A 19,395-nucleotide genomic window follows, 5' to 3' on the forward strand; every position below is an offset into this window, starting at 1 on the left:
AACGACCAGATGGCGGTACAGTTAGTCCTTGTTTAAGATAGCCGTGATAACCTGGTTATATCGGGCCTTTAGACGGAGTGTGGAGTGAAAAAAATACGCTGGGTGATTCTGATTATTGTGCTGGTAGCCTGTGTGGTGTTGTGGACGCAGACTATCAATGTGATGTGCGATCAGGATGTACAGTTTTTTAGCGGCGTTTGCGCAATCAATAAGTTTATTCCGTGGTAACACGCATTTTTTCTCAAGGTGATTTCCTTCCTTCGCACCAGTGGTAAGATAGACGTTTTTATTGAGGTGGTGAAATGGGTGAGTTACTGAATTCAGGGCTGCTAAATATGGCATCCCTGATGATCTCGTTGGTTGTTCTGCTGGTGGGGCTTGTCATTTGGTTTTTCGTAAACCGTGCCAGTTCCCGTACAAACGAGCAGATCGAACTGCTGGAAGCGCTGCTTGACCAACAAAAACGTCAGAATGCGCTGTTACGTCGTCTGTGTGAGGCTAACGAACCAGAAGAGAAAGAGTCGGCGAAAGACGCGGTTGCTGAAGACAACACTGAGCAGGATGACTTTATCCGCCTGGTGGCTGAGCGTTAATTTGTCTTATCCGGGAGGTGGCTGTGGTCTGGAAAAATCCCTGGTATGACCCCTCCCTGAAACATCACACACCGAACGGTTTTCGTAATACTGACCCCGTCGGGCATCAGCCCGGTGACGTTGATCGCTGGCGAAAAGCGCGCAAAGAAGCTGGCTTACCCCGCCCCCCGGCAAACGGATATGAGGACTTTATCCGCCAGTGGTGGCAGCCGGCAACGCTTAAGCAGCCGCAGGGAAATGGGGTATGGTGGCTCGGACACGCAAGCCTGTTGTTGCACATTGATGGCAACACCCTGCTGACCGACCCCGTTTTTTCTCGTCGCGCCTCTCCCTTACCTTTCCTCGGACCACAACGTAAAACGCCTCCCGCTCTGTCTGTCGAACAGCTCCAGCAGCTCGATGCAGTGGTTATTTCCCATAATCATTACGATCATCTGGATGACGCGACCATTCGCCGGATCCTTAAACGCTTCCCCGACGTCACTCTGTTTGTTCCCTTAGGTCTGGGAGACTGGTTTCGCCGCCGGGGGGCAAGACGCATTGTTGAGCTCGACTGGTGGCAGAGTTTCACCTGGCAGGGGATAACGCTGTCCGCCGTACCGGCGCAGCACTGGAGTATGCGCACGCTCTGGAACCGCAATCGCTCCCTGTGGTGTGGCTGGGTGTTTGAAGGGCGGCATCATCGTTTCTGGTTTGGCGGCGACACGGGCTATTCACCTGAACTGCTGCGAATACCGGAAAGGCTGGGTAAAATTAACGCCGCGGCGTTGCCCGTTGGCGCTTATGCACCACGGTGGTTCATGGCCGTACATCATATGGATCCGCAATCTGCCGTTGCGTTGTGGCAACAGTTGGGATGCCCACTGGCGTTTCCCATTCACTGGGGCGTGTTTGAACTGGCTGATGAATCGCTTGATGACCCCGTGCGAGAGTTAACTGCAGTCCTCGATAATTTAGCACCGGTTAATAATTCCTTCAGGATACTGAAAATTGGTGAATATTTATCCTTATAAACGAAGCGCTGGATTGTTGCATATATTCTGTATGTCTAAGGTCTAAAGAATGTTTTATTTTTATCGAAACGTTTTGCTTGCCTTGTTTTGATGCAGAGTCATAAAAATTTCATTATTTTGGTGCATAACATTCTTTATTAGCTGGTGCTTTTTAATACAGTTTAGCGTGAAGGATTAACATTGTATTTCCACTGTAACAATACAGGGGCGTTACAATGATTTAAGCATAAGTTTTCACAAATTGTTCTAACTCAATCAATGTAAGGGTTTTTCTTAGCGGGTTGCTGGACGCACTGGAATGATTGAGCTATGTTAAAAAAGTCTTAGATAACAGCGGTTGTGAAAGCAACGGCGAGTCTGTGTAAGTGAGCAGGGCTGTCCATATGTCATGCGCATAATTGTGCAAAAGCATACCGGCACAGTTCGAATTTGTGCGGCGGATCGAGACATGTTTAAAAATGGCTTGCCATATTAAACATAGTGTGTGATAACACGTTTTGGGTCAAACGAGGTACAGTTCTGTTTATGTGTGGCATTTTCAGTAAAGAAGTCCTGAGTAAACACGTTGTCGTTGAATACCGCTTCTCTGCCGAACCTTATATTAGTGCCTCATGCAGTAATGTCTCAGTTTTATCTCAGTAATGCCTGCGGGCTAAGAAAACACTCTAAGGAATTTTGCAAATGGCAAAGATTAAAGGTCAAGTTAAGTGGTTCAACGAGTCTAAAGGTTTTGGTTTCATTACTCCTGCTGACGGCAGCAAAGACGTGTTCGTACACTTCTCTGCAATCCAGGGTAACGGCTTCAAAACTCTGGCTGAAGGCCAGAACGTTGAGTTCGAAATTCAGGACGGCCAGAAAGGCCCAGCTGCAGTTAACGTAACTGCTATCTGATCGAACCACTGCTGACTGAAGCACGTAGTACTTCACTCTCAGACATAAAGCCTCGCATATAGCGGGGCTTTTTTATGTGCCTTATCTTTCAAAATATTACCATCCCCGCTCTTGTTAGTAACTTGTTGCAAAGCTACGAGGTTAGTAGCACTGTTTTCCCTCCCTCTGGCCGTCTTTTCCCGTTAAATCAGGGCGTTGTTTAACAGTCCTGGGGTTCAGGTGAAGAAGAAAATGATAACGACCGCCGGCAATTTCACGCCGGCGCGTTTTGCGCTGCTCTGTTTAGCCATTTTTTGCAGTCTGGCGTTTTTGCTGGGCCGCGTTGCCTGGCTGCAAATTATTAAACCTGACAACCTGGTCAAGCAGGAGGATATGCGATCGCTGCGCGAACTGCCGATTGATGCTCCCCGCGGAATGATCATGGATCGTGAGGGCCGGCCGCTGGCGGTCAGTGTCCCGGTCAGGGCCGTGTGGGCCGACCCAAAAACGGTGCTGGCAAAAGGGGGCGTGGGCTTTGACGATCGCTGGCAGGCACTGGCGAATGCGTTACATCTCTCCCTGAACACCCTGTCATCACGGATAAACGCGAATCCACAGGGGAGATTCATCTACCTTGCCCGGCAGGTGGATCCTGCTCAGGCAAAATGGATCGATAAGCTGAATTTGCCGGGTATCAATTTACGCGATGAATCACGCCGTTTTTATCCTGCCGGGCATGTGGCGGCAAACCTGATTGGTTTCACCAATATTGACGGTCAGGGCATTGAGGGGGTGGAGAAAAGTTTCAACACCCAGCTAACAGGCAAGCCGGGCGTCCGGCAGGTCAGGGAAGACCGTTACGGTCGCGTGGTGGAGAATCTGACGGAAGTCGCGCCAGTGCCTGCGCACAATATTCAGCTCAGTATTGATGAGCGCCTGCAAACCATCACCGAAGATGCGCTAGATAACGCAGTGGCCTGGAACAAGGCGGAGTCGGGGGCATCAGTGCTCATTAATATCCCCACCGGTGAAATCCTCGCGATGGCGAGCTATCCCGATTTCAACCCCAATAACCGCCAGGGCGCGACAATAGACGATTTTCGTAACCGTGCCATCAGCGATACGTTCGAGCCAGGTTCAACCGTGAAGCCGCTTGTGCTGATGACGGCATTGCAACAGGGGCTGGTGCAGCCTGACAGCGTCATTGACACCCATCCCTACATGCTTGACGGACACCGTATTCGGGATGTGGGTTACTACCCTGAACTCTCGATGACCGGGATCCTGCAAAAATCGAGCGACACCGGCGTATCTCGCCTCTCGCTGGCGATGCCTGTTCAGCACCTCATTGATACCTACCGGAACTTTGGTTTTGGTACAAACACCGGGCTTGGCTTAACCGGCGAGAGCGCCGGTCTGTTACCCCAGCGTAAATACTGGAGCCAGCTCGACAGGGCGACCTTCGCCTTTGGCTATGGTCTGATGGTCACCCCCCTCCAGCTGGCGCACGTCTATGCCACCATCGGCGGCTTCGGACTGGAACGGCCCCTTTCAATTACCCGTATCGATCCACCCGTTATCGGGCACGGAGTCATGCCGGAAGAGATTGCTCATCAGGTCGAGCATATGATGGAGAGCGTTGCGCTGCCGGGCGGGGGCGGCGTTAAGGCTGCGGTGCGTGATTACCGTGTGGCGGTGAAAACCGGTACGGCGAAGAAAATCGATGATAGCGGCAAATATGTCGATAAATACGTTGCCTATACCGCGGGCGTCGCGCCTGCCAGCGATCCGCGTTTTGCGCTGGTGGTCGTGATTAACGATCCTCAAAACGGAGCGTACTATGGCGGCGCCGTCTCCGCACCGGTATTCAGCGAGATTATGGGTAACGTATTGCGTCTTGAGAACGTCAAACCCGATGGTCTGGCGCCTGATTCCTCGCACCTTATCGTCATGCGTTAACCCAGGCGTTTTATACCGGGGCGAATAGCGGTACACTTCGCCCTTTGATTTACGCCCCGGAGCTGCCATGTCCTTCAGTTGTCCCCTTTGCCACGCGCGTCTGACGCGATCAGAAAAAAGTTATGCCTGTCCGCAGGGACATCAGTTTGATATGGCGAAAGAAGGCTACGTGAATCTTCTGCCGGTGCAGCATAAGCGCTCGCGCGATCCGGGTGACAGTGCTGAGATGATGCAGGCACGCCGGGCATTTCTCGACGCCGGGCACTATCAGCCACTCAGAGAGGCCGTCGCGCAATTGCTGGAAGATAATCTGACTGACAGTGCAGCAGGCGTGCTGGATATTGGCTGCGGGGAAGGGTATTACACCGCGCGGTTTGCTGAGGTTGCACAAGAGAAGGGCGCGCAGACATTTGGTCTGGATGTTTCCAAAGTGGCTATCCGCGCGGCGGCAAAACGCTACTCCGGCGTGACGTTCTGCGTGGCATCGAGCCACCGGCTGCCGTTTGACGATGCCAGCATGGATGCGGTTATCCGCATCTATGCGCCCTGTAAGGCGCAGGAGCTGGCACGCGTTATCAAACCGGGCGGATGGGTCATTACCGTCACGCCAGGTCCCCGACATCTGATGGAGCTTAAAGGGCTTATCTATGATGATGTTCGGCTGCATGCGCCACATTCTGAGCAACTGGCGGGCTTTACGCTGAAGCAGGAGCAGACGCTGGCCTACGAGATGAACCTGGCAGGGGAAGAAGCTGTAGCGTTGTTGCAGATGACGCCATTTGCATGGCGGGCAAAACCGGACGTGTGGGAAACCTTAGCGGAGCAAACAACGTTTCGCTGCCAGACAGATTTCAGTATCCACTGCTGGCAGCGTGAAGATTAACCGGCGAAGTGTGCCCAGAGGATCTGGGCACCAATGCCAATCAGCACGATACCGCCCAGGATCTCGGCGCGTTTGCCCAGCAGAGGGCCAATAAACCGTCCAACCATCATTCCCAGCGTCGACATAATCAGCGTGGCACAACCAATGGCCAGCGCGGTCGCAATAATATTGACCTGCAGGAATGCCAGGCCCACACCGACGGCCATGGCGTCGAGACTGGTGGCGATGGCGGTGGTCACCAGCAGCCAGAAACCGTGGCGGTGCTGCGGCTCGTCTTCCTCATCGCCATTGCCGCGAAAACCTTCAATCACCATTCGCCCCCCCAGAAATACGAGCAGCACGAAAGCGATCCAGTGGTTCCACTCCAGTATGAACTGGCTTGCCAGCATACCAAGACCCCAGCCGATGAGCGGTGTCAGCGTTTCGATAGCACCAAAGATAAGGCCTGTGCGTAGCGCTTCAGAGAATTTGGGTTTGTGCAGCGAGGCACCTTTACCGATGGAAGCGGCAAAAGCGTCCATGGACATACCGAAAGCAAGAAGAAGGGTTGCGGAGATATTCATTAAAGCGTCCAGACCGGGAGATATCCATATGACACATCACTGCCCCCAGTAAACAGCAGTTGATGTATCTATGGTCTCGCCTGACCGCCTTGCACAAATCTGTGCGGCAAACGGTCCGTACGTGCCACGTTTTTCAACGAGTATGTTGACACGTACATTTCCTGCGAACAGGAAATCAGCTACTCCCCAACGACGGGCGCAACCTTAACATATTTTGAGAATATAAAACAACAATGAAACGGCATTATTTCGTCAAGGTGTTGATAACGATTTTCATTTAGATTTATGCGTGAAAATAACGTTAATAAATATAAGATAAATGACAGAATGGAATATAGCTTTGGCTATATCAGGTGCGCAAAATAAACGCAGAATATAGCCAAAGCTATGTAGTTAACTTACTGAGTTTTAAGCATAAGTTTGTATATTCTTTCCAGGTCATCAATATTCTTGACCCGAATAAGCAGCCGGCGTTGTTCTAATTGCATCACCAGTACACCGTCTTCCGATAAATTCATCTCTTTAATACGGTTATATTCTATCCATACATTGGCAAAGAAAAACCCGCGGCTTTTAAAAATGATTTTCGGAACACGGATCCAGAACAGATAAATCGCCATTAATGCCAGCGCACATAATAACCATGTGGTTAATATTGCACCATGACCGGTCACGTTGTTGTAAATTAGAATGACGATGAGACCGGCGAAGATAAACGCATCCACGCGGCCGCGTCGCAGAAGGGGCAGGGAGAGCAGCGTTTCGCCGTGGCGGCGGGGCATGATGAACTCGTCATAGATCGCATATGCCAGAAGGGCCACAATAAACAAAACCAGTACGATGTCCGTGACAGTCATTCATCCTCCAGATAAAAAAACCGGGGGCAAGCCCCCGGCGTATTACATGATGTCTTACAGGCCCAGCAGACCGACAGCGTAGCCCGCGATACCGATGACGAAGAAGCCAACAATGATCCACAGCGGGTTAACTTTCTTACGCAGCAGCCACATACAGGCGAAGGTCAGCAGCAGCGGTACCAGACCCGGCATCAGCTGGTCCAGAATCGTCTGCACGGTGGTAACACGGGTCTGACCATCCTGACCGGTGATGGTAGACACCACCAGCGGGATGTTCACGTGCGTCCACTTGTTAACCAGTGCCCCCATGACAAACAGGCCGAGGATTGACGCCCCCTCAGTCAGTTTCTGCAGGAAGCCGCCGCCCATATCCTTAACGATGTCCACCCCTTTACGGTAACCGTAAGCCACACCGTAGTAACGGGTCAGCAGACGCACCGCATTGAACAGGATGAAGAACAGCAGTGGCCCAAGCAGGCTTCCGCTCATGGCGATACCGGCACCCAGCGCCGCGAAGACCGGACGCACGGTACCCCAGAAGATCGGGTCACCGACGCCTGCCAGCGGACCCATCAGACCGACTTTGATACCGTTGATGGCACCATCGTCAATCTCTGCGCCGTTTGCACGCTGCTCTTCCATCGCCAACGTCACGCCCAGAACCGGAGCCGCCACATAAGGATGGGTGTTAAAGAATTCCAGGTGACGCTTAATCGCCTGACGGCGCGCTTCGTTGTTTTCCGGATACAGGCGTTTGATAGCCGGTACCATGGAGAAACAGAAGCCCAGCGCCTGCATACGTTCGAAGTTCCATGAACCCTGAAACAGGTTAGAACGGATGAACACGCCACGAATATCACCCGGAGTGAGTTTTTTCTCGGTGGTAGTTTTTGTCATATCAACCATTTCGCTCACCTGCTAGTCCAGTTCGTTATCGAGATCGTTATTACCAGCAGCCTGCGCTGGGGCACCCGCAACGCGGTTATATTTCGGGCTGAGCTGGATGTAGAGAATCGCCATCACTGCACCAATCACACCCAGCGCAACCAGGTTGAAGTTGGTGAACGCAGCAGTAACGAAGCCGAGGTAGAAGAACGGCATCAGGTAGCCTGCGCGCATCATATTGATAACCATCGCATAACCAACCACCACAATCATACCGCCTGCGATGTTCAGACCGCCGGTGACCACTTCTGGAATGGCGTTCAGCATGCTCTGTACCTCGCTGGTACCGACGGAGATCGCAACGATAACGGCCGGGATCGCGATACGCATCGCCTGCAGGAACAGGGACGAGACGTGGATCCAGGAGAGCGCCGTCAGGTTGCCATTTTCGGCCGCCTTATCCGCCGCGTGCTGGAAAGCCACGGTGATAGTACGCACGATGATGGTCAGTACCTGACCTGCTGCTGCCAGCGGGATGGCCAGGGCAATACCTGCACCGATACTCTGGTGACCGGCAATAACCAGAACCGTAGAAATGATGGACGCCAGCGCGGCATCAGGCGCAACTGCCGCACCGATGTTCATCCAGCCCAGGGCGATCATTTCCAGGGTACCACCGATGATGATTCCGGTTTTCATATCACCCAGAACGGCACCAATCAACGTACAGGCCACCAGAGGGCGGTGGAACTGAAATTCATCAAGTACGGATTCCATACCCGCAATACACGCGACGATGAACACCAGCACAATCTGAAGAGTGGTAATCTCCATTGTACTTCTCCTATTACATAAGCTTTATGTGAAAAACCGGCGCGGGCTTATTTCCCAACTTTACCGATCAGATCCATCATTTTCAGTTTCTGATCCGTGGAAACCTTACGGGCTTCCAGTTCGATACCGCGTGCATTCAGCTTGTTGAATGCCTCGATATCTTTCGCATCGACTGAAATGGCGTTGTTGACCTGCGTTTTGCCCTGACGGAATGCCATACCACCAATGTTTACGGAGGTAATTTTCACGCCGCCTTCAACCAGGCGTTCAACGTCTGTCGGGTTTGTGAACAGCAGCATCACGCGCTCACCCGCATATTTCGGGTTGTTATAAACGCGGATCATTTTGGCGACATCCACCACGTGCGCGGTAACGCCAGGAGGAGCAACCTGTGTCAGAAGGGTTTTACGTACGGTATCAGCAGCAACTTCATCGCTGACGACAATAATGCGTCGAACGTTGGTCTCTTTGGTCCAGCGCGTTGCCACCTGGCCGTGGATTAAACGGTCATCGATACGGGCAAGGCCGATCACCATGTAATCATTCGGGCCCATGGGCTTCGCCGGGGCTGCGGCTTTTGGCGCCGCGGCCACTGGAGCAGGCTTCTCAACCGGTTGTGCTTTCAGCGCTTTCACGCCTTCGCGACCGGTTTCAACTGCCAGAGCGACCAGTTCATCGAAACTCGGATTGTCGTCGCGTGCCATGAAGGTTTCCACCAACATGGGGATATTCACCCCGGCGACAACTTCATAATGCTCTTTATCGACGACAATGCGGCTGGCAGCATTGAACGGACTGCCTCCCCATGTATCAACGAGAAACAGCACGCCTTTGCTGGTATCCAGTTTCTGCAGTTGAGCAGTGTACTTCTCAATCAGCGTTTCAGCGTTTTCACCGGGAACGAAATCGATCCAGCCGACGTTTTCCTGCTCACCCAACAGCATCTCTGCTGTTTTGAGTAACTGCTCTGCAGCCCAACCATGTGTGCCTATGACAATAGCAATGGTCACTTGCTACCTCCTTTTATTATCATTAATACGCCTGCCAGGCAGTCGCACTGTGAATCGTATCTGGCCAACCGAATCGATTCAGAAAAGGGTTAGAGTTAAAAAACTAAGACTTCCGCGAATTATTTTAGATAGTGAAAAAATAATTTATGTGATGAAGATCCGTAATTTAGCTATGGGTTACAGAATTATCTGTAAGGTAAAGCAGCTGTGTTACAGATCTTTGCAAAGGAACGTAAATCTTTGCTAAAAACGCATTGTCTCTGATATGTTTAGCCTCCGTTTAATTGTTCAGGAGTATAGGGCTACAGCCCACTATATGGACCGTCACCGACGTCAGTCATCCTCCAGGCCATTCCGCGCCTGTTTCACCGGCGATCCTCGCCACGTATCGACTCTGTCTGCCTCTGTTTTGCCCACGTTGAGTGGGGCACCGTTTGGTCATTCCGTTAGCAGGAGCGTTTCATGGAATTCTTAATGGACCCGTCAATCTGGGTGGGATTGCTCACGCTGGTCGTGCTTGAGATTGTTCTCGGCATTGATAACCTGGTGTTTATTGCCATCCTTGCGGACAAACTGCCGCCAAAACAACGTGATAAAGCGCGTCTGATCGGTCTCTCTCTGGCACTGGTCATGCGTCTGGCACTGCTGTCCGTGATCTCGTGGATGGTTACGCTGACGAAGCCGCTTTTTTCCGTCATGGATTTCACTTTCTCCGGCCGTGATTTGATCATGCTGCTCGGGGGGATATTCCTGCTTTTCAAAGCGACGACAGAGCTTCACGAGCGGCTGGAAAATCGCCAGCACGATGATGGACACGGTAAAGGCTATGCCAGCTTTTGGGTCGTGGTACTGCAGATCGTGGTGCTTGATGCGGTCTTCTCGCTGGATGCGGTGATCACGGCTGTCGGCATGGTGAACCACCTCCCGGTGATGATGGCTGCGGTGGTTATCGCGATGGCGGTGATGCTGCTGGCGTCTAAGCCACTGACGCGCTTTGTGAATCAGCATCCGACGGTCGTGGTGCTCTGCCTTAGCTTCCTGTTGATGATTGGTCTGAGCCTGGTGGCGGAAGGTTTTGGCTTCCATATACCAAAAGGCTACCTGTACGCAGCCATTGGCTTCTCGATCCTCATCGAGCTGTTTAACCAGATTGCACGACATAACTTTATCAAGCAGCAGTCTACCCAGCCGCTGCGTGCGCGTACGGCTGATGCGATTCTGCGTCTGATGGGCGGTCGCCGTCAGGTCAACGTGCAGAATGACAATGAAAGCCGTAACCCGGTTCCCGTCCCGGAAGGGGCATTTGTGGAAGAAGAGCGCTATATGATTAACGGCGTGCTCTCCCTGGCCTCCCGCTCGCTGCGCGGCATCATGACCCCGCGCGGTGAAATCAGCTGGGTCGATTCCCGCCTGAGCGTTGATGAGATTCGCCAGCAGTTGCTCTCTTCACCGCATAGTCTGTTCCCGGTATGCCGGGGTGAACTGGACGAGATCATCGGCGTGGTGCGTGCGAAAGAGATGCTGGTGGCGCTGGAAGAGGGGATTAACGTCGAAGCTGTCGCCGCCGCATCACCGGCGATTGTGGTGCCGGAAACGCTGGATCCTATCAACCTGCTTGGCGTCCTGCGCCGCGCACGCGGTAGCTTTGTTATCGTCACCAATGAATTTGGTGTGGTGCAGGGTCTGGTGACGCCGCTCGACGTGCTTGAAGCCATTGCCGGTGAATTCCCGGATGCGGATGAAACCCCGGAAATTGTCTCCGACGGTGACGGCTGGCTGGTGAAAGGCACCACCGATCTGCACGCGCTACAGCACACGCTGGGTCTGGAAAACATCATCAACGATGAAGAGGACATTGCGACTGTGGCTGGGCTGGTTATTGCCGTTAACGGACAAATCCCGCGGACCGGCGATATCATTGAACTGCCTCCGCTGCAGATCACGATAATCGAAGCGAATGACTATCGCGTCGATATGGTGCGCATTGTTAAAGAGCAGTCAGCCCACGACGAAGAAGAGTAACTGCGTCTAGCGTAACGGCATCAGCGGAACGATATGCCCGTTACGCGGTGCTGGCGGAGACGAACTCTCCGCCAGCCATTGCGGAAATTCCCTAAGCGGCATAGGCTGCGCAAACAAAAATCCTTGCAGTACCTCTACCCCGTGATGACGCAAATACCGCGCCTGCTCGGGCGTTTCTACCCCTTCAGCCACCAGCTCAATGCTAAGCCGTTGTCCGAGCGCAATGATGATGTCCGTCACCGTGGAGTTCACGGCATCAGTGCCGATAGCGCTGGTAAAAGACTTATCAATTTTCAGCACGTCCGGATGCAGCTTTTCCAGCCACGAGAGTGAGCTATTGCCGGTGCCAAAATCATCAATGGCCAGCTTCACGCCCTGACGGTGTAACTCTCTTACAATGCGATAATCCACGTCCTGCAGCGCGTCACGCTCCGTCAGCTCAACAATCAGCTGCTGGGTGGGATGCGCACTGAACCAGTAGCGGTTCAGGTCCTGAATGAGCGTTCCATGCCGGAAATGGCTGGCGGCGGCGTTGATGCCAATGTGGAAGCCGGGCGTTGCCGGAAAATAGCCAATCTGACTCACCGTCTCGTTAATGACGTAACGTGTGAGGGGGATAATCAGGTTGTGCTCTTCGGCGAGCGGAATAAAAACGTCCGGGGAGATCCATCCCTGACGGGGGTTGTTCCAGCGCAGCAGGATCTCCACCCCCACGCATTTCTGCGTGCGGGCATTCAGCAGCGGCTGGCAAAACAGCTCGAATTCACGCGCGGCCAGGCCAAGGTTAATTTCCCAGGTAAAACTCATGCGGTTCGCGGTCGCAAGCCAGGCGACGTAACCCATCAGGAGACTGAGCATCAGCGCCAGCGGCAGCTGAGAGGGCAAATATATCAACGCCAGCTCGCTGGCTCCCGGGCCACTGACGGTAATGGTGAACGGGAAATGGCTGGATTGCTGGCGCAGAACCCTCTCATCATCGTTTATTGTCAGCGAGTCGGAGACATTTTCACCGTAGCGCAGGTATTTATCCCCTACGGTCAGGGCCACGTCGGTGATAAGCGGGCGCTGTGGCTCCAGCATCAGGCGAGTGATGAGATCGATATTCACAATCTGCATCACCCCATCTTCTCCGCTATCAGAAACCGGATACCACTGGATCAGGATCGGGCTTCCCTTGAGCAAGGATTTGTCGGTGGAGAGCACCAGTTTTGTTTCGGCGGAGGGCAGGGCAGGCTGAATCTCTCGCAACGGGACGTCGCGATTGCCGAAAATACTTGAACAGTAAAGGATACCGTCTTTGACCAGTGCAATTGAGCGCACCGTTTGCAGTGAGGCCGCCTGTTTTCGTAACACTAAATGCGCCTGAGAGCAGGGCGCTCCGACCAGCGCCAGCAGCGGACTGCGCCCTTTTTCCAGCGGCAATAAGACGTTATCCAGCACGTTGACGGAGTGCGCCGCAAAGTTCAGGGTGTTTTGCTGATTTACGTTACGCTGTGAAATAAAGCGTATACCCAGCGTAATGATGAGCGTAAGAAGCGCAACCATCACGCAGACGATGACGCGTTTTCGGCGATACTTTTTTATGATCCTCTGTGCTGTTTGCATGGGAGGCCGCCCAATACGCCTTCAGCACCAAAAGCCGAGGCAACACAGCAAGTGTAGTGGGGAAATATTAAGTCGACGAGAAAGGGATAAAAATTCGCCCATCCGTGGAAGATGGGCGAGAGAGGCGTTGAGGCGAAACGGTTAGTCGCACTGCACCTTTATCGCCAGACCGCCGCGGGAGGTCTCACGATATTTGGCGTTCATGTCTTTACCGGTTTCGTACATGGTCTCGATAACCTTGTCCAGCGAAACGCGTGGCTCGCTGGTACGGCGCATGGCCATACGCGTGGCGTTGATCGCTTTTACCGACGCGATAGCGTTACGTTCAATGCACGGTACCTGCACCTGACCCGCAACCGGATCACAGGTGAGACCGAGGTTATGTTCCATACCGATTTCAGCCGCCACGCAGACCTGCTCCGGGCTGGCACCCAGCAGCTCTGCAAGACCAGCCGCGGCCATAGAACAGGCCACGCCCACTTCACCCTGACAGCCCACTTCAGCGCCAGAGATAGACGCATTCATCTTGTACAGCGCACCAATCGCCCCTGCTGCCAGGAAGTAGCGAATGTAGATATCAGGCGTTACGGGTTCAATAAAGTGATCGTAGTAGGCCAGTACCGCCGGAACGATACCGCACGCGCCGTTCGTTGGTGCAGTCACCACCCGGCCACCCGCGGCGTTTTCTTCGTTCACCGCCAGCGCAAACATGTTCACCCAGTCGACCACGTTCATCGGGTCGTTAGAGAATTTGTCTGTGGTGACCAGCATACGGCGCAGCGCAGAGGCGCGACGCGGTACGCGCAGTGGCCCAGGCAGTACGCCTTCGGTGTTCATGCCGCGATCGATACAGGCCTGCATGGTTTGCCACACGTTCGCAAAATAGTCTTCAATTTCTTTTTTGCTGTGCAGCGCCAGTTCGTTCTGCATCACCATGCCGGAAAGTGACAGACCGGTTTCATGGCAGTAGTCCAGCATCTCTTTGGCGGACTTGAACGGGTAAGGTACGTTCACATCGCCCGTTGTATCTTTGCCAAAGTGTTCCTCATCAACGATAAAACCACCGCCAATGGAGTAATAGGTTTTGCTGTAGATCACTTTGTCGCCGTTAAAGGCGTGGATCTGCATACCGTTTTCATGCAGGGAGAGGTTATCGCTACGAAAACGCATGCCGTCATCATGCGGGAAATCCACTTCATGTTGACCGTTTGCCAGCAGCAGGCGGCCGCGCGTTTCCACGTCGCGGATAAATGCCGGAATGGCATCAATATCTACGGTATCCGGCATATTGCCCGCCAGACCCATAATAATGGCGATATCGGTGTGGTGGCCTTTACCCGTTAATGACAGTGAGCCGTAAACATCCACGGCGACACGGGTAACGCTTTCCAGTAATCCTTTTTCGACCAGATCATCGACGAACTGTTTACCGGCCTTCATCGGGCCAACAGTATGGGAAGACGAAGGGCCAATTCCCACTTTGAACATGTCGAATATACTAATCACTTTCACACTCCTGACAGGGTTACCGGGGTTCCAGTAACGATGTTATAACTGCGCATAGTGTAAGAGGGAAGACCAACCTCGGCTTAACTATTCACATGAATTAAACTAATGGTTAACGATGGTTTTGCTAATAGCGCGACGCCGATCGCAAACCTGGCAGAAGAGGGTGGAATGTAAAGTATAGTCAAGGTTTCAGGCCGATTTGCAGCGCCAGTTCACGAATGATGCCCGCCGTCATGCCCCAGACAAAATAATGCTGATACCAGGACAACCACACCCGGTGCGCATGACCCCGACGCTGGATATCCAGCGGATGATAACGCCCGAGCCGAAGAGCCTCTTCCAGCGGCATCTCAAACACCGCAGACACTTCATCGACGCTGGCGTGATATTGCAGATCCGGCGGGATAATGCCGACCACCGGTGTGACCTGAAAACCGGTCACGCTGTCGACCGGCGGCAGCACGCCAATGATCTCAACCGCTTCAGGCGGAATGGCGACCTCTTCCTGGGCTTCGCGCAGCGCGGCGGCAATCAGCGAGGCGTCAGAACTGTCCACGGCACCGCCCGGAAAGGCGACCTGACCGGCGTGCTTACGTAAATGTGGCGAACGCTGGGTGAGCAGCAGACCCGGCTGCTCACGACGGACCACCGGGATCAACACCGCTGCCTGACGTTGATTGAGGGCTTCGCGGCTCACGTTGGGCCGCAAAAGCTGAAAGCGCGACAGAAAATCATCCAGCGTCAGGTTCTCTTTTTCCACCCGTCATTACTCCAGTTGTTTCAGGATACGGTTAACTTTATCAAAGGTTTCCTGATATTCCGCATCGACCTGGCTATCAGCAACAATTCCGCCCCCTGCGGAACAGTACAGATTCCCGTTACAGGCGGTCAGCGTTCGAATGGTGATGCTGGTATCCAGCATACCGCAGAGACTGATATAGCCAATGCTGCCGCACCAGGCGTTTCGACGATGCGGTTCCAGCTCATCGATTATTTGCATTGCCCGCACTTTAGGCGCGCCGGTTATCGAGCCTCCCGGGAACGCGGCGCGAAGCAGATCGCAGGCCGTGCGCGAGGCGGGCAGTTGCGCGGTAATGGTGCTGACCAGGTGATGCACCGCGGGGAACGGCTCGACGACAAACAGTTCAGGGACACGCACGCTTCCCGGTACAGCGACCCGGCCAATGTCGTTACGCATGAGGTCGACAATCATCAGGTTTTCAGCGCGATCTTTTAACGAGGCCGCCAGTTTTTCCGCCTGCTGGCGGTCGGCAACAGGATCGGCCAGGCGGGGAAGCGTGCCTTTAATCGGTCGCGTCTGAATAGTGCCATCGGCAAGATGAATAAAACGCTCGGGCGAGAGGCTCAGGATAGCGCCCTGTTCCAGGCGCAGAAATGCACTGAACGGTGCCCGGTTACTGGCGTTGAGGCGGGTAAATGCCTGCCACTCATCGCCTTCACAGGTTGCCTGAAAACGCTGAGCAAGGTTGACCTGATAGCAATCACCGCTCTGCAGATAGCCCTGAACCCGCTCAAACTTCGCGGCGTACTCCCGCGCGGTCATGTTGGCGCGCCACGCAGAGGTCAGGTGGAAATCCGCTGTTGCGACGGGGACCTGTGCCTCAAGCCAGGCAAGCCGGGCGGACACATCCTGATGGCTGAGCAGAGAGACCGCCTGCTTGTGGTGATCGACGATTATTGCCCAGTCGTAAAGCCCCACCGCCATATCCGGCAGCGGAATGTCGTCCTGCGCAGTCTCCGGCAAGGTTTCGAAGCGGCGACCTAAATCATAGCCGAACAAGCCCAGCGCACCTCCCTGGAAGGGAAGGTCGGGATTTTGCGGAACGGTTAAGCCCAGCGCGTCCAGCGCCTGCTGAAGTAATGACAGCGGATCGTCCGTTGACTGCGTTTCGCCCGTCGTAGTCACATTCCCTTGTGTTATCAGGGTCTGCAGAGGGTCGGCAACCAGAATATCAAAGCGGCTATAGGGATGATCCGCATAACCGGAGTGCAGCAACATCGCAAAAGGAAGATGGCTGAGGCGGGCAAACCAGAATTCTGCGGCGTCTGAACGCCAGGGTAACGAAATGACTGTAGGGGGTAACGGGTTCATGTGTGGCATACTACCGGGCAGCGTGAAATAATTAGCGCGGATAATTTAGCAGGAGTTGACAATGTTTGCAGGTTTACCTTCTCTGAGCCATGACCAGCAGCAGAAAGCGGTTGAGCGTATTCAGGAACTGATGTCCCAGGGGATGAGCAGCGGACAGGCGATCACACAAGTTGCTAATGAACTTCGCGCCACCCACACCGGCGAGCGGATCGTGGCGCGTTTTGAGGATGATGAAGAGGAGTAATCCGGCTTAAACCGCCGCGATAATCTTAATTTCGACTTTGTATTCCGGCTTCATCAGCGTCGCCTGTACGGTACACCGTACGGGCGCATGTCCCGCCACAACCCAGGCATCCCAGGCTTTATTCATCGCCGCAAAATCGTCTTTACTGGCAAGAAAAATGGTCGCATCCAGAATGCGTGATTTGTCGCTGCCTTGCTTTTCCAGCACGGCGTCAATCTGCGCCAGCGTATTCGCCGTCTGTTCGAAGGCATCTGCGTCGAGATTTTCCGGTACACCGGTGTAGTAGAGCGTCTTGTTATGGATGACCACATCAGACCAGCGTGCTTCGGCATCAATGCGCACAATTGTCATAAACGTTTCCTCGTTATTTTCATGTCAGTCGGCAAGACTGCCATATTGTGTTCCCCTCGTCACTATTTGGGGTGGCACTGGAGAGGATGGGCTGACATAATCCCTGTGCAAAAATACAGTGAGAGAGCAACGTGGCAGACGATTTTTCCCCAGAAGGTCAGTTAGCACAGGCGATTCCCGGTTTTAAACCGCGTGAACCCCAGCGGCAGATGGCGCATGCCGTGGCCCGCGCAATCGACACCGCGCAGCCGCTGGTGGTGGAAGCCGGTACCGGCACGGGCAAAACCTATGCCTACCTGGCGCCAGCGCTGCGGGCTAAAAAGAAAGTGATCATCTCCACCGGGTCTAAAGCGCTGCAGGACCAGCTTTACAGCCGCGATCTGCCCACGGTTGCCAACGCCCTGAAGTATAAAGGTCGCCTGGCGTTGCTGAAAGGCCGCTCCAACTACCTCTGCCTTGAACGGCTTGAGCAGCAGGCGCTGGCGGGCGGTGATCTGCCGGTGCAGACGCTCAGCGATGTCATTATTCTTCGCGCCTGGGCCAATCAGACGGAGGAGGGGGATATCAGCACCTGCGCGAGCGTGCCGGAAGACTCTCCCGCCTGGCCGCTGGTCACCAGTACTAACGACAACTGCCTGGGGAGCGACTGCCCGCTGTATAAAGATTGTTTTGTGGTGAAAGCGCGTAAAACTGCCATGGATGCGGATGTCGTGGTGGTCAACCACCATCTCTTCCTTGCCGATATGGTGGTTAAAGATAGCGGCTTTGGCGAACTGATCCCGGAAGCGGACGTGATGATCTTCGATGAAGCCCACCAGCTTCCTGACATCGCCAGCCAGTATTTTGGCCAGTCGCTCTCCAGCCGCCAGCTGCAGGACTTAGCGAAAGATTTCACCATTGCCTACCGCACCGAGTTAAAAGATACCCAACAGCTGCAGAAGTGTGCTGACCGCCTGGCGCAAAGTGCGCAGGATTTTCGCCTGCAACTGGGTGAGCCGGGCTATCGCGGTAATCTGCGTGAGCTGCTGGCAGACAAAAATATCCAGCGCGCGCTGTTGTTGCTCGATGATGCCCTTGAGCTTTGCTACGACGTGGCGAAACTATCGCTCGGCCGTTCCGCACTGCTGGATGCCGCCTTCGAGCGCGCCACGCTCTATCGGGCACGCCTCAAACGGCTGAAAGAGATAAACCAGCCGGGGTTCAGCTACTGGTATGAATGCACCTCCCGCCATTTCACGCTGGCCCTGACGCCGCTGACGGTAGCGGATAAATTCAAAGAGGTGATGGCGCAAAAACCGGGAAGCTGGATCTTCACGTCGGCAACCCTTTCGGTGAATGACGATCTACACCACTTTACCGGGCGTCTGGGGATTGAGGAGGCGGAGTCGCTGCTGCTGCCCAGCCCGTTTGATTATGAAAAACAGGCGTTGCTCTGCGTTCCGCGTAATCTGCCTCTGCCTAACCAGCCCGGCGCGGCGCGCCTGCTGGCGGCAATGCTCAGGCCGATGATCGAGGCCAACAACGGCCGCTGTTTTATGCTCTGCACCTCCCACGCGATGATGCGCGATCTGGCGGAGCAGTTCCGCGCCACCATGACTTTGCCGGTTCTGCTTCAGGGCGAGACCAGCAAAGGGCAACTGTTACAGCAGTTTGTCAGTGCCGGTAACGCCCTGCTGGTAGCCACCAGCAGCTTCTGGGAAGGGGTGGACGTGCGGGGAGATACCCTGTCGCTGGTGATCATCGATAAACTGCCGTTTACCTCACCGGACGATCCGCTGCTGAAGGCACGTATGGAAGACTGCCGTTTGCGCGGCGGCGATCCTTTTGATGAGGTCCAGCTACCGGACGCGGTGATCACCCTTAAACAAGGGGTAGGGCGCCTGATTCGCGACACAGACGACCGCGGCGTGCTGGTTATATGCGATAACCGGCTGGTGATGCGCCCTTACGGTGCGACCTTCCTTGCCAGCTTGCCGCCCGCGCCGCGCACGCGGGACATTAAACGCGCGGTTCGCTTCCTGGCAAACCCAACGGCGGAGTAATTTGCCCGTGAGTATGCTAAGATGCGCGCCATTTTGTGACTG

21 protein-coding genes and 1 riboswitch are annotated in these 19,395 nt (G+C 54.1%); of the genes, 11 read left to right on the forward strand and 10 right to left on the reverse strand.

What is annotated here, in order from left to right; translation table 11 throughout:
* Window positions 1–84 precede the first annotated feature (84 nt).
* The 7 genes from mgrB to rlmA all read left to right on the forward strand — a co-directional run bounded on the left by mgrB (window position 85) and on the right by rlmA (window position 5,318).
* Window positions 85–228, forward strand: a complete 144-nt coding sequence (mgrB, locus tag F8561_RS21900; RefSeq protein ID WP_014170606.1) for a PhoP/PhoQ regulator MgrB — start codon at window positions 85–87, stop codon at window positions 226–228.
* A gap of 74 nt (window positions 229–302) precedes the next feature.
* A complete protein-coding gene (locus F8561_RS21905) occupies window positions 303–593 on the forward strand; it encodes a YebO family protein (RefSeq protein ID WP_014170605.1) in 291 nt (96 codons plus the stop codon).
* Window positions 594–616: 23 nt separating this feature from the next.
* The gene (locus tag F8561_RS21910) at window positions 617–1,606 is read left to right on the forward strand and encodes an MBL fold metallo-hydrolase (protein ID WP_151887937.1); all 990 of its coding nucleotides are present in this window, start codon (window positions 617–619) and stop codon (window positions 1,604–1,606) included.
* A 525-nt stretch (window positions 1,607–2,131) separates the two neighbouring features.
* Window positions 2,132–2,248, forward strand: coding sequence for a DUF2627 domain-containing protein (locus F8561_RS21915; RefSeq protein WP_032611517.1), 117 nt, complete (start codon window positions 2,132–2,134; stop codon window positions 2,246–2,248).
* A gap of 39 nt (window positions 2,249–2,287) precedes the next feature.
* The gene (cspE, locus tag F8561_RS21920; protein ID WP_001062678.1) at window positions 2,288–2,497 is read left to right on the forward strand and encodes a transcription antiterminator/RNA stability regulator CspE; all 210 of its coding nucleotides are present in this window, start codon (window positions 2,288–2,290) and stop codon (window positions 2,495–2,497) included.
* A gap of 231 nt (window positions 2,498–2,728) precedes the next feature.
* The gene (ftsI, locus tag F8561_RS21925) at window positions 2,729–4,435 is read left to right on the forward strand and encodes a peptidoglycan glycosyltransferase FtsI (protein ID WP_074169994.1); all 1,707 of its coding nucleotides are present in this window, start codon (window positions 2,729–2,731) and stop codon (window positions 4,433–4,435) included.
* Between the two features lie 67 nt (window positions 4,436–4,502).
* Window positions 4,503–5,318, forward strand: coding sequence for a 23S rRNA (guanine(745)-N(1))-methyltransferase (rlmA, locus tag F8561_RS21930; protein ID WP_150344102.1), 816 nt, complete (start codon window positions 4,503–4,505; stop codon window positions 5,316–5,318).
* Here the strand turns inward: rlmA and mntP are convergent.
* From mntP to manX, 5 genes are all read right to left on the reverse strand, one after another.
* Window positions 5,315–5,881: a manganese efflux pump MntP gene (mntP, locus tag F8561_RS21935; RefSeq protein WP_014170601.1), complete on the reverse strand. Its 567-nt coding sequence runs from the start codon at window positions 5,879–5,881 to the stop codon at window positions 5,315–5,317. The genes rlmA and mntP overlap by 4 nt on opposite strands.
* 10 nt (window positions 5,882–5,891) lie before the next feature.
* Window positions 5,892–6,081: riboswitch (yybP-ykoY riboswitch) on the reverse strand.
* Between the two features lie 198 nt (window positions 6,082–6,279).
* On the reverse strand, window positions 6,280–6,738 hold the full coding sequence (locus tag F8561_RS21940) for a DUF986 family protein (RefSeq protein WP_014170600.1): 459 nt from the start codon (window positions 6,736–6,738) through the stop codon (window positions 6,280–6,282).
* A gap of 54 nt (window positions 6,739–6,792) precedes the next feature.
* The gene (locus tag F8561_RS21945) at window positions 6,793–7,644 is read right to left on the reverse strand and encodes a PTS mannose transporter subunit IID (protein ID WP_006810994.1); all 852 of its coding nucleotides are present in this window, start codon (window positions 7,642–7,644) and stop codon (window positions 6,793–6,795) included.
* Between the two features lie 12 nt (window positions 7,645–7,656).
* Window positions 7,657–8,457 carry a PTS mannose transporter subunit IIC gene (gene manY / locus F8561_RS21950; RefSeq protein WP_014170599.1) on the reverse strand — a complete coding sequence of 267 codons (801 nt, stop codon included), beginning with the start codon at window positions 8,455–8,457 and terminating at the stop codon, window positions 7,657–7,659.
* A gap of 47 nt (window positions 8,458–8,504) precedes the next feature.
* Complete coding sequence (gene manX / locus F8561_RS21955) at window positions 8,505–9,467, reverse strand: PTS mannose transporter subunit IIAB (protein ID WP_014170598.1); 963 nt, start codon at window positions 9,465–9,467, stop codon at window positions 8,505–8,507.
* A 316-nt stretch (window positions 9,468–9,783) separates the two neighbouring features.
* On the opposite strand from manX, the gene F8561_RS24680 reads away from it, so the two are divergent.
* Entirely contained in the window at window positions 9,784–9,942 is a 159-nt protein-coding gene (locus F8561_RS24680) for a protein YoaL (RefSeq protein WP_370874538.1), read from the forward strand.
* Complete coding sequence (gene yoaE, locus F8561_RS21960; RefSeq protein ID WP_014170597.1) at window positions 9,930–11,489, forward strand: CNNM family cation transport protein YoaE; 1,560 nt, start codon at window positions 9,930–9,932, stop codon at window positions 11,487–11,489. Before F8561_RS24680 ends, yoaE begins: the two co-directional genes overlap by 13 nt.
* Before the next feature lie 6 nt (window positions 11,490–11,495).
* Here the strand turns inward: yoaE and F8561_RS21965 are convergent, their stop codons facing one another.
* From F8561_RS21965 to pabB, 4 genes are all read right to left on the reverse strand, one after another.
* On the reverse strand, window positions 11,496–13,094 hold the full coding sequence (locus F8561_RS21965) for an EAL domain-containing protein (RefSeq protein ID WP_044865663.1): 1,599 nt from the start codon (window positions 13,092–13,094) through the stop codon (window positions 11,496–11,498).
* 141 nt (window positions 13,095–13,235) lie between these two features.
* Window positions 13,236–14,600, reverse strand: coding sequence for an L-serine ammonia-lyase (gene sdaA, locus F8561_RS21970; protein WP_020883424.1), 1,365 nt, complete (start codon window positions 14,598–14,600; stop codon window positions 13,236–13,238).
* 184 nt (window positions 14,601–14,784) lie between these two features.
* Window positions 14,785–15,363: a CoA pyrophosphatase gene (locus tag F8561_RS21975; protein ID WP_014170594.1), complete on the reverse strand. Its 579-nt coding sequence runs from the start codon at window positions 15,361–15,363 to the stop codon at window positions 14,785–14,787.
* A 6-nt stretch (window positions 15,364–15,369) separates the two neighbouring features.
* On the reverse strand, window positions 15,370–16,716 hold the full coding sequence (gene pabB, locus F8561_RS21980) for an aminodeoxychorismate synthase component 1 (protein ID WP_151887938.1): 1,347 nt from the start codon (window positions 16,714–16,716) through the stop codon (window positions 15,370–15,372).
* 61 nt (window positions 16,717–16,777) lie between these two features.
* On the opposite strand from pabB, the gene F8561_RS21985 reads away from it, so the two are divergent.
* On the forward strand, window positions 16,778–16,960 hold the full coding sequence (locus F8561_RS21985; protein ID WP_020883426.1) for a YoaH family protein: 183 nt from the start codon (window positions 16,778–16,780) through the stop codon (window positions 16,958–16,960).
* Between the two features lie 6 nt (window positions 16,961–16,966).
* Here F8561_RS21985 and F8561_RS21990 read toward each other — a convergent pair whose 3' ends face one another.
* Window positions 16,967–17,311 carry a RidA family protein gene (locus F8561_RS21990; protein WP_151887939.1) on the reverse strand — a complete coding sequence of 115 codons (345 nt, stop codon included), beginning with the start codon at window positions 17,309–17,311 and terminating at the stop codon, window positions 16,967–16,969.
* 131 nt (window positions 17,312–17,442) lie between these two features.
* Here F8561_RS21990 and F8561_RS21995 point away from each other — a divergent pair, with 131 nt between their 5' ends.
* Window positions 17,443–19,353, forward strand: a complete 1,911-nt coding sequence (locus F8561_RS21995; RefSeq protein WP_014170590.1) for an ATP-dependent DNA helicase — start codon at window positions 17,443–17,445, stop codon at window positions 19,351–19,353.
* The last annotated feature ends 42 nt before the right edge of the window (window positions 19,354–19,395 follow it).

Source organism: Enterobacter sp. 198, assembly GCF_009025585.1.
Taxonomy (GTDB): Bacteria; Pseudomonadota; Gammaproteobacteria; order Enterobacterales; family Enterobacteriaceae; genus Enterobacter; species Enterobacter ludwigii.

What these genes read in the sequence shown, in the direction of transcription:
- F8561_RS21905 (WP_014170605.1), top strand. Translation starts at nt 303, where the DNA reads ATGGGTGAGTTACTGAATTCAGGGCTGCTAAATATGGCATCCCTGATG.
- F8561_RS21985 (WP_020883426.1), top strand. Translation starts at nt 16,778, where the DNA reads ATGTTTGCAGGTTTACCTTCTCTGAGCCATGACCAGCAGCAGAAAGCG.
- cspE (WP_001062678.1), top strand. Translation starts at nt 2,288, where the DNA reads ATGGCAAAGATTAAAGGTCAAGTTAAGTGGTTCAACGAGTCTAAAGGT.
- mntP (WP_014170601.1), bottom strand. Translation starts at nt 5,881, where the DNA reads ATGAATATCTCCGCAACCCTTCTTCTTGCTTTCGGTATGTCCATGGAC.
- F8561_RS21915 (WP_032611517.1), top strand. Translation starts at nt 2,132, where the DNA reads ATGTGTGGCATTTTCAGTAAAGAAGTCCTGAGTAAACACGTTGTCGTT.
- F8561_RS21990 (WP_151887939.1), bottom strand. Translation starts at nt 17,311, where the DNA reads ATGACAATTGTGCGCATTGATGCCGAAGCACGCTGGTCTGATGTGGTC.
- F8561_RS24680 (WP_370874538.1), top strand. Translation starts at nt 9,784, where the DNA reads ATGGACCGTCACCGACGTCAGTCATCCTCCAGGCCATTCCGCGCCTGT.
- F8561_RS21965 (WP_044865663.1), bottom strand. Translation starts at nt 13,094, where the DNA reads ATGCAAACAGCACAGAGGATCATAAAAAAGTATCGCCGAAAACGCGTC.
- manY (WP_014170599.1), bottom strand. Translation starts at nt 8,457, where the DNA reads ATGGAGATTACCACTCTTCAGATTGTGCTGGTGTTCATCGTCGCGTGT.
- rlmA (WP_150344102.1), top strand. Translation starts at nt 4,503, where the DNA reads ATGTCCTTCAGTTGTCCCCTTTGCCACGCGCGTCTGACGCGATCAGAA.
- ftsI (WP_074169994.1), top strand. Translation starts at nt 2,729, where the DNA reads ATGATAACGACCGCCGGCAATTTCACGCCGGCGCGTTTTGCGCTGCTC.
- yoaE (WP_014170597.1), top strand. Translation starts at nt 9,930, where the DNA reads ATGGAATTCTTAATGGACCCGTCAATCTGGGTGGGATTGCTCACGCTG.
- F8561_RS21940 (WP_014170600.1), bottom strand. Translation starts at nt 6,738, where the DNA reads ATGACTGTCACGGACATCGTACTGGTTTTGTTTATTGTGGCCCTTCTG.
- F8561_RS21945 (WP_006810994.1), bottom strand. Translation starts at nt 7,644, where the DNA reads ATGGTTGATATGACAAAAACTACCACCGAGAAAAAACTCACTCCGGGT.
- pabB (WP_151887938.1), bottom strand. Translation starts at nt 16,716, where the DNA reads ATGAACCCGTTACCCCCTACAGTCATTTCGTTACCCTGGCGTTCAGAC.